Below are 12,584 nucleotides of genomic sequence, written 5' to 3' on the forward strand. Positions count from 1 at the left end.
GGGCCGAGCTCGCTACTACTTGTCGCTCTTGAAAGCGCCCTTCACTCTGCCCGCCGCGCGCTCGGCAGCTTCCTTCACGTTGGCCGCTGCCTTCTTCGCTTCCGCCTCGATCTTCTCGCCCTCGGCCTTGGCCTTGGCTTTGGCTTTGACATCGTCGGTGTCGGACATCGAACCTCCACTCTCGTGAGTTCCGCGCCTGATCGGCACGGGGTGAAGACACTCGCGAGAATACCGCACAGTTAACGCGCAGCGACTGAAGCGGAAATCAGGGGAGAACCTGCGGGATCGACTCCGGGATGACCAGGCCGATCACCGCGCCGAGCACCGCGCCGGTGATCGCGAAGGAGACGCCCGAGGTGAACGCGCACAGGAAGTAGCCGATGATGAACGCGGCCAGGCCCGGGATGCACAGGATCGCCGCGGTCAGGAAGCCGATGGTGGCGCCGGCGGCCGCACCGTTCTGGACGGGGTCGTGGTTACCGGCCTCGGGGTTGGTGGCGATGCTCTTCAGCTCGTCGGTGGTGGCGGCGGACAGCTGCGGGGCGATCTGCAGCGTGCGGCCGTCCTCGGAGACGACCGAAGCCAGCGCGATGTTGTTGCCACCGACGGTGGTCAACGTCAGCGGCAGCTCGCTGACCTTGTCTCCGGTGGCCGAGATGACGGCGACGTTGGTGGAGTCGGGCGAGAGCACGAAGCGGCCGTTGTCGACGGTCGCGGAGACGGTGCGCAGGTCCGGCGAGACGGTGGTCTTGTAGCCGACACCGTCGGCGGCACCTTCGCCTGCCAGCCCGGCGGCGATCTCGGCCTGACGCGCGACGGTGACGTCAGCGGCCGCGGTGCCCGTGGTGACGAGCGACGCCGCGACGACCAGCGGCAGTGCGGCGAAGACCGCACGGCGACCCGCGCGAGTGATGTTGTGGCTGAACATGTTCGGTTCTCCCTCCCGATGCTTCCGAAGAATCCCCGAACCCCCCGGACGAATCGAAAAAATCTCGATGTCGATTGACTCGAGAGTTGTACCGAATCACCAGGGGTTTGCGGAATATGTTGTGACACAAGGCATAGTTTGACCAGGTAGCTATCGATCGGCGATCGCTCGTGGTACCCGAACGGCATACCGGCAGCTACCCTCGATCCGCCCTTCCTCAACGAACTCTCAGACATCTCCCACGTCCGGCACCGAACTCCGGGATACCGTCGCCGATGTGATCGACAAACGCGCTCGTCTGCTCTGCTTCGCCACCGCCCTCGTGCTGGCGGGCGGTGCTGTCGCCTGTACCGGCAAGGATGCCGCACCGACCGGGATCGCGCTCGTCAACGCCGATTCCGGGCCGACCGGCGAGCGCGTGGCCAAGGCTGTGCAGGATGCGGGCGGCTACGAATGGACCGTCGCGAAGCCCGGCGAGATCGACGCGGGCGACTACGCCGCCGTGATCACCCTGCCCGCCGACCTCACCGCGTCGATGGCCACCCTCGCCACCCCGGAACCCAAGCGCGCCAAGGTGACCGTCACCACCCACGACGGCGCCGACACGAACACGGTGAACGGCGCGGTCGATGTGGTGACGCATCGGATCGGCGCGTCCGGCGTCGACGCGGCGCTGGCCGCGGTCTCGCAGGCACGCAACCAGATGACCTCGGTCCAGTTCACCGCCCAGCTACTCAGCGCGGGCGTGAACGCCGCCGCCGACGGTGCGAGCCAGTTCAGCGGCGGCGCGGAGCAGATGCTCGGCTTCCTCGACTACGCGAAAGAGGGTGCGGGCCAACTCACTTCGGCGATCGAGCTGCTGAACCAAACCGTCGACGGCGCGGCGAAGCAGGCGAATCAGCTGGCCGATGCCCTCGGCGCCACCGGCGTCACCATCGCCGGCGTCCAATCCAGCGCGGCCGCCATGGGCTCCGGTCTCGACCAGATCCTGCCCCTGCTCGAAGCCCTCCCCTTCGCGGGCGACCCGCAGCTCGCCGACATCATCACCAAACTCGAAGCGCTGCGCGCAGTGTCGACCCAGGCAGGCACCCAACTCGACGGCCTCAGCGAATTGACCGGCGCCGCAGTGGATCCCAACACCGATCTCGGCACCCTTCTGCGCACCGTCGTGGCCCGCCTCAACGGCGCCCGCGACCAGCTCACCCAGGGCGCCGAACTCGCCAAGGGCCTGCCCACCCTCGCCGAACAGGGCGGCGCCCAACTCCTCTCGGCCGTCGAACAGCTCACCGGCGGCGTCGGCGCCCTGCAGAACATCGTCGGCAATCTCAACACCCAAACCGGCAAGGCCCTCGAAGCCCTCCCCCCACGAGGCCAGTCCCAGCAATCCGCCCTCGCCCTCGCCCTCACCGACCCCGTCGAAGTCGTCCGGGAGTGACAGCACTGCGGCCCGGTCGATTTCGACCGGGCCGCAGGGGTTTTCAGGGTCAGGGCAGGACCTGCGGGATGATGTGCGGTGCGGCCACGCCGACCACGGCGCCGATCAGCGCGCCGATCAACGCGTTCGGGAGACCTACCAGGCCGACGCACGGCAGGTAGAGGATCATCGTGGTGATCATCGGGATGCACACGACCGCGGCGACGAGCGCGCCGATGCCGGCGCCGATGGCGGCGGCATTCTGGACCGGGTCGGGGAATTGCGCGGTGGGGGTGGTCGCGATGGTCTTCAGTTCGTCGCTCGCCTCCGCGGTGGGCCGCGGTGTCACCGTCATGCTTCGCCCGTCGGACGCGATCTCGGTCGCCAGGGCGATCACGTTGCCGCTGACCGTGGTGAACGAGGTGGGGACCTCCCCGATCGGATCGCCGGTCGCGGACTCGACGATGACCCGGGCCCGGTCGGGTGCGAGCAGGAACCGGCCCTCCTCCACCGAGGCGGCTACGGTGCGCAGGTCCGGCGCGACCGTGGTGCGGTAGCCCTGCCCCGCACTCGACAATCCCGCCGCGTACTGCGTCTGCTGGTCGACCTCCGCAGACGCGACCCCGGCCACGCTCACCGCCACGGCGATGGGCAGTGCCACGGCCAGCGCACGGCGAACAACCTTGTGTTGGAACATGATCGAGAATCTCCCTCCCGAAACTCCCGAAGAACCCGGCCCCGGGCGAATCGAACAAGTCACTGTCATGGACAACGCATTGGAAACGAATCACACGGGAGCCGTAGGGCTCCGTCATACGCGGGGCACATTACCCCGCGGCTCGCGAGGCGGGAGCCTTACCCCTGAAACAGCAACGGCCCGTGCCTCCCTGCGGAGGCACGGGCCGAAATGCGGTGCGATCAGTTCGCGTTGAGCAGGTCGATCACGAAGACCAGGGTCTTGCCGGAGAGCGCGTGGCCCGAGCCCGCGGCACCGTAGGCGAGGTCCGGCGGGATGACCAGCTGACGACGGCCGCCGACCTTCATGCCGGGGATGCCGTCCTGCCAGCCCTGGATCAGGCCGCGCAGCGGGAAGGTGAGGGACTCGCCGCGATCCCAGGAGGAGTCGAACTGCTCACCGTTGTCGAACTCGACGCCGACGTAGTGCACCTCGACGGTGCCACCGGCCACCGCTTCTTTGCCTTCGCCCTCGATGAGGTCGGTAATGACGAGCTCGGTGGGCGCGGGGCCCTCCTGGAATTCGATCTCCGGCTTGGTCATGCGGGCTATCCCCTTCGATAGATTGCTGTACCCAACAAAGTTTCCGACAACGGCGGATCGAAACTAGCGGTTGTCGATCGCGCGGTAGTCGCGTTCACCGTAACCGGTGTAGATCTGGCGCGGGCGGCCGATCTTCAGCGGCTCGGAGTGCATCTCACGCCAGTGCGCGATCCAGCCGGGCAGACGACCCATCGCGAACAGCACGGTGAACATGCGGGTCGGGAAGCCCATGGCCCGGTAGATGACGCCGGTGTAGAAGTCGACGTTCGGGTACAGGCGACGCGACACGAAGTAGTCGTCGGTGAGGGCGGCCTCTTCGAGCTGCTTGGCGATGTCGAGCAGCTGGTCGTCGCCGCCGATCTTCGACAGGATCTTGTCGGCGGCCTGCTTGACCAGCGTGGCGCGCGGGTCGTAGTTGCGGTAGACGCGGTGCCCGAAGCCCATGAGCTTCACGCCGTCTTCCTTGTTCTTGACCTTGCGGATGAATTCCTTGACGTCGCCGCCGTTGGCCTTGATCTCGTCGAGCATCTCGAGCACGGCCTGGTTCGCGCCGCCGTGCAGCGGGCCCCACAGCGCGTTGATGCCACCGGACACCGAGGTGAACAGGTTGGCGTCGGAGGAGCCGACGAGGCGCACGGTCGAGGTGGAGCAGTTCTGCTCGTGGTCGGCGTGCAGGATCAGCAGCATGTCGAGCGCGGCGGCGACCTCGGGGTCGACCTCGTAGGGCTCGGCCGGGAAGCCGAAGGTCATCCGCAGGAAGTTCTCGACCAGCGACAGCGAGTTGTCGGGGTAGAGGAACGGCTGACCGACCGACTTCTTGTACGAGTACGCCGCGATGGTCGGCAGCTTCGCCAGCAGGCGGATGGTCGACAGCTCGACCTGCTCGGGATCGCGCGGGTCCAGCGAGTCCTGGTAGTACGCCGACAGCGCGTTCACCGCGGACGACAGCACCGGCATGGGGTGCGCGTTGCGCGGGAAGCCGTCGAAGAACCGCTTCAGATCCTCGTGCAGCAGGGTGTGGCGGCGGATGCGATCGGTGAAGTCGTCGAGCTGGGCCTGGGTCGGCAGCTCGCCGTAGATGAGCAGGTAGCTGACCTCGATGAAGGTCGAGCGGCCCGCCAGCTGGTCGATCGGGTAGCCGCGGTAGCGCAGGATGCCCGCTTCACCGTCGATGTAGGTGATGGCCGACTTGGTCGACGCGGTGTTCATGAAACCGGGGTCATAGGTGACGTAACCGGTGCTGGCCAGCAGCTTGCCCAAGTCGAGCCCGTCGTTACCCTCCGCGGCCTTGGTGACCGAGATCGGGAACTCGCCACCGGGGTACTGGAGTACCGCCTTGGCGTCTTCGGTGACGTTGGTGATGTTCTCAGCGGGCACGGAAGGATCCCTCTCAGGCTAGAACCGTAGGCACCGGTGCGGTCGGCACAGGTGCGCTTGCGCTAACGCTAGCTGTTGTTCGGTCAGGACGAGCAATCAGGGTTGTCCTGTCCCGTTCTCACACCGGTCACGTGCCGCGGTGAGGTCGGCGCAGGGGCGGGGACCTGCGCCGATCCCGTTTTCCACACCATCAGCGCGGCGGTGCCCGGCGATTGCCCAGCACGCGGACCCGATTCCCGAATCCGATTGCCGCACAAGTCAATTCACGGCCACGGTGGAATGCGCGCGGGTGACCCGGTAGCGCACGAAGGCGGGGAAGGCCAGCGCGGCGAGCACCACGCCGATCACCACCAGTACGCCGCCACCGGCAGCCGCTACAGCAGTACCCATGCTCGCCGCGGCGAAACCGTGGGCAACGTCACCGATCCGCGGCCCACCTGCGACGACCACGATGAACACGCCCTGCAACCGGCCCCGCATCTCGTCGGTGGACACGTTGAGCAACATGGCCGTGCGGAACGCCGCCGAGACCATGTCGACCGCGCCGCCGAACGCCAGGAAGGCCACCGCGATCCACAGCCACACGCCCAGCCCGAACCAGTGCCCGGCCAGCCCCACCGCGAGCCCGAAGCCGACCATCGCCACACCCCAGAGCGCGATGCACACGATCACCGCCAGCCCTTGCCTGCGCACCCTCGGGATCCACCCGGAGAACACGCCGCCGATCACCGAACCCGCCGCGATGGCCGCGAACAGCAGGCCCAGCGCCACCCCACCTTCGGCCGGATCGTGGAACGTCTCGTGCGCTATCTGCGGGAACAGCGCGCGCGGCATGCCGAACACCATGGCGATGATGTCGACGACGAACGACGCGAGCAGGATGCGCTGGCCCGCGAGATAGCGGAAACCGTCGAGTACGGCGCGCAGCCCGGCGCGACGCTGCTCGCCGGTCGGCGGGAAGGCGGGCAGTCGCCACACCGCCCACAGCGTCGCGAGCAGGGCGATCGAGTCGATCAGATACAGCATCGACAGGCCGATCACGGGGATCAGCACACCGGCCAGCACCGGCCCCGCGATCATGCCGACGTTCTGCACGGTCATGCTCAGCGAACTGGCCGAGGCCATCTGCTCCGGCGGCAGCAACCGGGCGATCAGCGCGCTGCGAGTGGGCTGGTTGACCGCGAAGAACGCCTGCTGGGTGGCGAACAGCCCGAGGACGAGCCACACATTGTTCACCCCGAGCGCGGCCTGCACCCAGAACGCGACCGCGGTCAGGCCCGTGCCCGCCGTGGTGATGACGAGCAGGGTGCGCCGGTCCATCACATCGGCGAGCGCGCCGCCCCAGAGCCCGAACAGCACCAGCGGAACCAGCCCGAACAAACCGGCCAGCCCGACGTAGCCGGAACTGCCGGTGATCTGGAAGATCTGCTGCGGTACCGCGACCACCGAGAGCTGAGCGCCGATGACGGTGACGATATTGGTCGTCCACAGTCTGCGATAGTCGCGATTACGCAGGGGTTCGGTGTCGGCGAGCAGCTTCACTCAGCGCAGATTAGCCACTGCCGCCCGGTCATCCCATGTTTAGGCGCAGTGACATAGGCCACCGCTCGTTACGGCTGCAAACGTTCGACCGTTGTGGTCTGCCCGTCGATCCGCACCACGATGCGGTTGTGCAGCCTGCCGCGCCTGCCCTGCCAGAACTCCACCTCGTCGGGGCGCAGCAGGTAACCGCCCCAGAACGGGGGCACGGGAATGTCGTCGACATCGGCGAAACGGGCCGTCGTCTCGGCCAGCACGCGATCGAGTTCGGCCCGCGTGGCCACCGGCCGTGACTGCTGCGAAGCCCACGCGCCCAGCCGCGAGTCCCGCGGCCGCGCCGCCCAGTAAGCCGCGGTCACCGCGGCGGACACCCGCTCGGTCACGCCGCGCACGTGCACCTGCCTGGCGAGCGCGGGCCAGACGAAACTCGCCGCCGCGTACGGGTCGGCGGCGAGCTGGGCGCCCTTGGCCGAGTCGTAGTTCGTATAGAAGGTGACGCCCTCGGGCGAGAGTCCCTTGCACAGGACCGTGCGCGCCACCGGTCGCGGCGCGGGGCCGGTCAGCGAGACCGTGGCCAGCACCATCGCGTTGGGTTCGGCGACTCCGGCACCTCGTGCCTGCTCGATCCAGCTGCGCAGCAACGGTTCCCAGCCACCGGCCACCCAGGTCTCGTCGAGATCGGGTTCGGTGGCAGCGACGATCAGGGGATTGCCGTAGTCGACACGCATCGCGGCGAGGTCGGGCGCGGTGGTCGTGGCGGGGTCCAGGTCACGCATAGGGGCGAGATTACTCCGCGGTATGTCCGGGTCTAGGGTTCAGAAATATCGGCATGCCCCTGCAAGGAGAGTCACCATGACTACCAGCTCGGTACCACAGGATTTCGTCAGCGGATTGGAAGGCGTGGTGGCCTTCACCACCGACATCGCCGAGCCGGACAAGGACGGTGGCGCCCTGCGATATCGCGGCGTCGACATCCAGGATCTGGTCACCGATCAGGTGACGTTCGGCGACGTGTGGGCCCTGCTGGTCGACGGTGAGTTCGGTCGCGGCCTGCCGCCCGCCGAGCCCTTCCCGCTGCCGGTGCACACCGGTGATGTGCGCGTCGACGTGCAGGCGGGCCTGGCCATGCTCGCCCCGATCTGGGGCTACGAGCCGCTGCTCGACATCGACGACGAGACCGCCCGCGAGAATCTCGCCCGCGCCTCGGTGATGGCGCTGTCCTATGTGGCGCAGTCCGCTCGCGGCATCTATCAGCCCGCCGTTCCGCAGCGCAAGATCGACGAGTGCGACACCGTCACCGAGCGGTTCATGACCCGATGGAAGGGCGACCCGGACCCACGCCACACCGAGGCGATCGACGCCTACTGGGTGTCGGCGGCCGAGCACGGCATGAACGCCTCCACCTTCACCGCCCGCGTGATCGCCTCCACCGGCGCCGATGTGGCGGCGTCGCTGTCCGGCGCGATCGGCGCCATGTCCGGCCCGCTGCACGGCGGCGCCCCGGCTCGCGTGCTGCCGATGATCGAGGCCGTCGAGAAGTCCGGTGACGCGCGTGCGCTGGTCAAGGGCATCCTGGACCGCAAAGAGAAGCTGATGGGCTTCGGCCACCGGGTCTACCGTGCCGAGGACCCGCGCGCCCGCGTGCTCCGCGCCACCGCCCAGCGCCTCGACGCCCCGCGCTTCGAGGTGGCCGCGGCGCTGGAGCAGGCCGCGCTGGCCGAGCTGCGCGAGCGTCGCCCGGATCGCGCCATCGAGACCAATGTCGAGTTCTGGGCCGCGGTCATCCTCGACTTCGCCGAGGTTCCGGCGCACATGATGCCCGCGATGTTCACCTGTGGCCGGACCGCCGGTTGGTGTGCCCACATCCTCGAGCAGAAGCAGCTGGGCAAGCTGGTCCGCCCCGCCGCGATCTACACCGGGCCCGGCCCGCGTACCCCGGACGAGGTCCCGGGCTGGTCCACCATCTCGCAGCACTGAGTCGTCGAACCGGGCGCCGCGATCGCGGCGCCCGGTTCATTCTCAGCTACTTGTGGTGTCTAACTATTCACCTGCTAGAACGTGTTCGACGAGCACCGGTACAGGTTCGGCGATAACATCCCAGCGAACATGTTCGTGAGGGGTGGATCGTGCACAGCAATGGTTTGTCGCGGCGTCGGCTGTTCGGCGCCTGCGCTGCTCTCACCACCACAGTTGCCACAGGATGCGCTGTCGCACAAGGTGATTCGGCTCCGCACGAGGAAACCGGTCGCACCGCTGGACAGCCTGTCGCGCCGGTGAGCGCGCACCCGATCGCCACCCCGGGGGCGATGCCGGCCCCCTTTCCCGCCCAGGTGGCCGGCCGGCACGCGGGCTCCGTCCCGCGTCAGTGGGGCGTCGACCTGCCCGGCATCACCAGCGGCTTCCCCACGGGCGGCAAGCAGTTCGCGCTCACGTTCGACGCGTGCGGCGGTCCCGGCAACAGTGACATCGACCAGGCCCTGATCGACCTGCTGATCGCCGAACAGATCCCGGCCACGCTGTTCCTCAACAAACGCTGGGTCGACGCCGACCCGGCCCGGGTACAGCGCCTGGCGGCGAATCCGCTGTTCGAACTGGCCAATCACGGTGGCGCGCACAAGCCGCTCTCGGTGTCGGGCCGGTCCGCCTACAAGGTCCCGGGCACCGCCTCCGCCGAGGAGGCCGCGTACGAGGTCTGGGACAACCATCAGCGGATCATCGAGCTCACCGGCCGCGCGCCGCGATTCTTTCGCGCGGGCACCGCGCACTACGACGAGGTGGCGGTCGCGATCGTGCACGAATTGGGCGAGACCCCACTGGGTTTCACCGTCAATGCCGACTTCGGGGCGACCGCGTCGGCGGCACAGGTGCAGCGGGCGATGAGCGCGGCCACTCCCGGCGGTATCGCGCTGGCGCATCTGCACCGTCCCCGTTCGGGGACCGCGGCCGGAATGGCCGCGGCGCTTCCGGCCCTGCGCACAGCGGGTTTCACGTTCGTCCACTTGTAGCGGACGCCCCGCGCGGCAGGCGCGCTCAGCGCGTCAACGCCGCGAAATCGATCGCGACCGACGCCCCTCGGTCGACAGTGAAGAACGCCGCCTCCAACCGCGTTCCGAGTTCGATCTGGCCGACCGCCGAGAGCGGCACCGGCTGAATCAACCGCACCCGCCACGGCAACGGCTCGTCCCAGGCCCGCATCTCGAGATCGAGCCGGAGCACCGGATCGTCGCGTCCGGTGTAGTCCGCCGCGATCGGCGCCACCGCGAGCACGATCGCCTCCGCCCGCCGCCCGTTGGCCAGAATCTTGGCCGCGGCCTTGCGCCCCGACTCCGGCACCTCGGGCACGAACAGCACAACTCGCTCCCGGTCCCCCGGGTCCACCCGGCAGCCGACCACGTCGCCGGTCTGCATCCACTCCAGGTCCTGGCTACGCACCCGCTGCCGGACCCGCGCGTCGTAGGCCAGCTCCCCCGGCACCGACACCCGCACGCTGAACCGATAGCCGCCCTCCCCCCGGCGTGTCCGTACCGACAGCACGCTCGCCATCGCGGGCAGCCCCCTGATCAGCAGTTCCCGCCGCGCTCCCTCGGACAGCAACCCCGGCCGCCGCCCGAACGCCCACACACACCGGTCGAGCAGGGTCCGACCCGAGTCGGCCACAACGAGGCTCATGGCAGAAGGGTAATGCGAACGTCCTTCGCACAAGGGCAAATTCCTCGCACTCACCGCATTTACGCGGTCAGCCGAGGGCGGCGATCCCGGCGAGAACGAAGTCGATTCCGGCGAGGAATTGTTCGCGGTCGTCGTGCTCGCGCAGCTGCTCGGCGATCTGATGGGCGAACGGGAATTCCGCCGGGTCGTGCTGTGTCCAGCGGGCGGCGACGGCCCCGAGGAAAGCCGAGCGGTCGCCCTCGTGCACATCGAGCCGAGCGTTCGCCGCGTTCTGCCCGGCGACGCCGAGGATGTAGTTCACCAGCGCGGACGCGGCAGAGAACAGCGACCGCTCGGGGACGCCGAGTAGCCGCAGCTGCGCGCCGATGCGCTCGTAGATCTGCACTATCGCCAGCTGCCACGGCTCCCGGACGAGCTGGGCGCCCACCCACGGGTGGGCGTCGATCGCATCGAACATCCCGAGCGCGACGGCACGGATCGCGGCGAAAGGTTCCGCGCTGTCGTCCGAGCTCGCGAGGACACGGGCGATGACGCCGCCGGACGCGGCGGCGAGCAGATCGCTCTTGTTCTCGACATGCCAGTAGATCGCCCCGCTGCCGGTCTCCAGGCGCGAAGCCAGGGCACGGAACGTGAGCGCGCGCTCGCCGTCGGCGTCGAGGATCTCGATCGCGGCGTCCACGATCCGCTGCTTCGACAGCGCGTCGCCGCGTCGGGTGGTCCGTTGGGGACGTGTCGCCATGCACACCATCTTGACACTTCTGGAACATCGTTCCAAACTAGGTCGGTGGAACACCGTTCCAGAAGTCGAACGGGAATCACCGGTGCCGAACTCGCCGCGGCGATCGCCGCGCACCCCGGCGACAGCGAAGCGGCACTCGCCGCCTACGAAGCGGCACTGTTCCCCCGCAGCGCGAGGGCGGCCTCGGACGCGCACCGCATCCTCGACCTGTGCATCGGCGACAGCGCGCCGTTCGGGCTGGTCGACTTCATGACCGGCGTGTCCTGAAGATCCTCCGGCGAACGCGAGTGGGCCGTCTCACAGCCGGTTCCCGACCCGCCCCCGTGCGCGTACGGGCTTCGGCCGACCACTAAACTCGCCCCCATGACCAGTGCGTTCCCGACCATTCCCGCCGACCTCAAGCCCGCCGACGGACGGTTCGGCTGCGGCCCGTCCAAGGTCCGCCCGGAGCAGCTGCAGTCCCTGGTGACTGTCGGCGCCTCGGTGTTCGGTACCTCGCACCGCCAGAAGCCGGTCAAGGACGTCGTCGCGCGCGTGCGCAACGGCCTGCGTGAGCTGTTCTCCCTGCCCGACGGTTACGAGGTCGTGCTCGGCAACGGTGGTACCACCGCGTTCTGGGATGCCGCCGCCTTCGGCCTGATCCGCGAGCGTTCGCTGCACCTGACCAACGGCGAGTTCTCCTCGAAGTTCGCCTCGGTGGCCAAGGGCAACCCCTTCATCGGCGACCCGATCGTCGTCAAGGCCGAGCCGGGCAGCGCGCCCGAGCCCGTGTCGGACCCCTCGGTCGACCTCATCGGCTGGGCCCACAACGAGACCTCCACCGGTGTGTCGATCCCCGTGTCGCGTCCGGTCGGTTCGGAGAACGCCCTCATCGCCATCGACGCCACCTCGGGCGCGGGCGGTCTGCCGGTGAACATCGCCGACTCCGACGTCTACTACTTCGCCCCGCAGAAGTGCTTCGCCGCCGACGGTGGCCTGTGGATCGCGATCATGAGCCCGGCCGCGCTGGCCCGCGTCGCCGAGATCAAGGAATCGGGTCGCTGGACCCCGGAGTTCCTGTCGCTGCCGATCGCGGTCGACAACTCCTCCAAGGACCAGACCTACAACACCCCGGCGCTGGCCACCCTGCTGCTGTTCGCCGACCAGATCGAGTGGATGAACGCCAACGGTGGCCTCGACTGGACCGTGAAGCGCACCCTGGATTCGTCCTCGCGGCTGTACTCGTGGGCCGAGTCGAGCTCCTTCGCCACCCCGTACGTGTCGGACCCGGCGCACCGCTCGCAGGTCGTGGGCACCATCGACTTCGACGACGCGGTCGACGCGGCCCAGGTGGCCAAGATCCTGCGCGCCAACGGCATCGTCGACACCGAGCCCTACCGCAAGCTGGGCCGTAACCAGCTGCGCGTCGGCATGTTCCCGGCGATCGACCCGGAAGATGTTTCGCAGCTGACCCGTTCGATCGACTGGGTCGTCGGTCAGCTCTGAGATAAGACCGCGATAGGGCCGGCGCCCGGTGAACCCATTCGGTTCGCCGCGCACCGGCCCTTCTTGTTCGGACTGCACACATTCGCAATATTCGCCGAGTTTCGACAGATCTCGGTATCGATATTTGATGTTGATCTATCACCAAAACCCCTGCA

General features: G+C 68.3%; 14 protein-coding genes. 5 read left to right on the forward strand and 9 right to left on the reverse strand.

The window, feature by feature from the left end; genetic code table 11:
* Positions 1-15 precede the first annotated feature (15 nt).
* Complete coding sequence (locus tag ACWF99_RS14815) at positions 16-168, reverse strand: hypothetical protein (RefSeq protein ID WP_452536286.1); 153 nt, start codon at positions 166-168, stop codon at positions 16-18.
* Between the two features lie 97 nt (positions 169-265).
* Positions 266-928, reverse strand: a complete 663-nt coding sequence (locus tag ACWF99_RS14820) for a hypothetical protein (protein WP_378632017.1) — start codon at positions 926-928, stop codon at positions 266-268.
* A gap of 277 nt (positions 929-1,205) precedes the next feature.
* Between ACWF99_RS14820 and ACWF99_RS14825 the strand changes: the two genes are divergently transcribed.
* Positions 1,206-2,363: a YhgE/Pip domain-containing protein gene (locus tag ACWF99_RS14825; protein WP_378656466.1), complete on the forward strand. Its 1,158-nt coding sequence runs from the start codon at positions 1,206-1,208 to the stop codon at positions 2,361-2,363.
* A gap of 49 nt (positions 2,364-2,412) precedes the next feature.
* Here the strand turns inward: ACWF99_RS14825 and ACWF99_RS14830 are convergent, their stop codons facing one another.
* The 5 genes from ACWF99_RS14830 to pdxH form a co-directional block, all read right to left on the reverse strand.
* Positions 2,413-3,039, reverse strand: a complete 627-nt coding sequence (locus ACWF99_RS14830; protein ID WP_378632013.1) for a hypothetical protein — start codon at positions 3,037-3,039, stop codon at positions 2,413-2,415.
* Between the two features lie 221 nt (positions 3,040-3,260).
* Positions 3,261-3,620, reverse strand: coding sequence for an FKBP-type peptidyl-prolyl cis-trans isomerase (locus ACWF99_RS14835; RefSeq protein WP_378632011.1), 360 nt, complete (start codon positions 3,618-3,620; stop codon positions 3,261-3,263).
* Positions 3,621-3,683: 63 nt separating this feature from the next.
* Positions 3,684-4,997: a citrate synthase gene (locus ACWF99_RS14840; RefSeq protein WP_101464504.1), complete on the reverse strand. Its 1,314-nt coding sequence runs from the start codon at positions 4,995-4,997 to the stop codon at positions 3,684-3,686.
* Between the two features lie 258 nt (positions 4,998-5,255).
* Positions 5,256-6,539 carry an MFS transporter gene (locus ACWF99_RS14845; protein WP_452536289.1) on the reverse strand — a complete coding sequence of 428 codons (1,284 nt, stop codon included), beginning with the start codon at positions 6,537-6,539 and terminating at the stop codon, positions 5,256-5,258.
* 68 nt (positions 6,540-6,607) lie between these two features.
* Positions 6,608-7,312, reverse strand: a complete 705-nt coding sequence (pdxH, locus tag ACWF99_RS14850; RefSeq protein WP_378632006.1) for a pyridoxamine 5'-phosphate oxidase — start codon at positions 7,310-7,312, stop codon at positions 6,608-6,610.
* Positions 7,313-7,388: 76 nt separating this feature from the next.
* Between pdxH and ACWF99_RS14855 the strand changes: the two genes are divergently transcribed.
* Positions 7,389-8,513, forward strand: a complete 1,125-nt coding sequence (locus ACWF99_RS14855) for a citrate synthase 2 (RefSeq protein ID WP_101464507.1) — start codon at positions 7,389-7,391, stop codon at positions 8,511-8,513.
* 296 nt (positions 8,514-8,809) lie between these two features.
* Entirely contained in the window at positions 8,810-9,541 is a 732-nt protein-coding gene (locus tag ACWF99_RS14860) for a polysaccharide deacetylase family protein (RefSeq protein WP_452536292.1), read from the forward strand.
* 25 nt (positions 9,542-9,566) lie between these two features.
* Here the strand turns inward: ACWF99_RS14860 and ACWF99_RS14865 are convergent, their stop codons facing one another.
* Positions 9,567-10,205, reverse strand: coding sequence for a hypothetical protein (locus ACWF99_RS14865; protein ID WP_452536294.1), 639 nt, complete (start codon positions 10,203-10,205; stop codon positions 9,567-9,569).
* Positions 10,206-10,272: 67 nt separating this feature from the next.
* Positions 10,273-10,944: a TetR/AcrR family transcriptional regulator gene (locus ACWF99_RS14870; protein ID WP_452536296.1), complete on the reverse strand. Its 672-nt coding sequence runs from the start codon at positions 10,942-10,944 to the stop codon at positions 10,273-10,275.
* A gap of 45 nt (positions 10,945-10,989) precedes the next feature.
* Between ACWF99_RS14870 and ACWF99_RS14875 the strand changes: the two genes are divergently transcribed.
* Together ACWF99_RS14875 and serC are read left to right on the forward strand one after the other, a co-directional pair.
* Entirely contained in the window at positions 10,990-11,211 is a 222-nt protein-coding gene (locus ACWF99_RS14875; protein WP_452536298.1) for a hypothetical protein, read from the forward strand.
* Between the two features lie 96 nt (positions 11,212-11,307).
* Positions 11,308-12,429: a phosphoserine transaminase gene (gene serC / locus ACWF99_RS14880; protein WP_378656444.1), complete on the forward strand. Its 1,122-nt coding sequence runs from the start codon at positions 11,308-11,310 to the stop codon at positions 12,427-12,429.
* Positions 12,430-12,584: the final 155 nt, after the last annotated feature.

The organism is Nocardia sp. NPDC055002, from assembly GCF_053608825.1.

Bases quoted from the DNA above. Each gene is read 5' to 3' on its own strand.
- ACWF99_RS14815 (WP_452536286.1), bottom strand. From the start codon at position 168: ATGTCCGACACCGACGATGTCAAAGCCAAAGCCAAGGCCAAGGCCGAG.
- ACWF99_RS14820 (WP_378632017.1), bottom strand. From the start codon at position 928: ATGTTCAGCCACAACATCACTCGCGCGGGTCGCCGTGCGGTCTTCGCC.
- ACWF99_RS14830 (WP_378632013.1), bottom strand. From the start codon at position 3,039: ATGTTCCAACACAAGGTTGTTCGCCGTGCGCTGGCCGTGGCACTGCCC.
- ACWF99_RS14835 (WP_378632011.1), bottom strand. From the start codon at position 3,620: ATGACCAAGCCGGAGATCGAATTCCAGGAGGGCCCCGCGCCCACCGAG.
- pdxH (WP_378632006.1), bottom strand. From the start codon at position 7,312: ATGCGTGACCTGGACCCCGCCACGACCACCGCGCCCGACCTCGCCGCG.
- ACWF99_RS14855 (WP_101464507.1), top strand. From the start codon at position 7,389: ATGACTACCAGCTCGGTACCACAGGATTTCGTCAGCGGATTGGAAGGC.
- ACWF99_RS14865 (WP_452536294.1), bottom strand. From the start codon at position 10,205: ATGAGCCTCGTTGTGGCCGACTCGGGTCGGACCCTGCTCGACCGGTGT.
- ACWF99_RS14870 (WP_452536296.1), bottom strand. From the start codon at position 10,944: ATGGCGACACGTCCCCAACGGACCACCCGACGCGGCGACGCGCTGTCG.
- serC (WP_378656444.1), top strand. From the start codon at position 11,308: ATGACCAGTGCGTTCCCGACCATTCCCGCCGACCTCAAGCCCGCCGAC.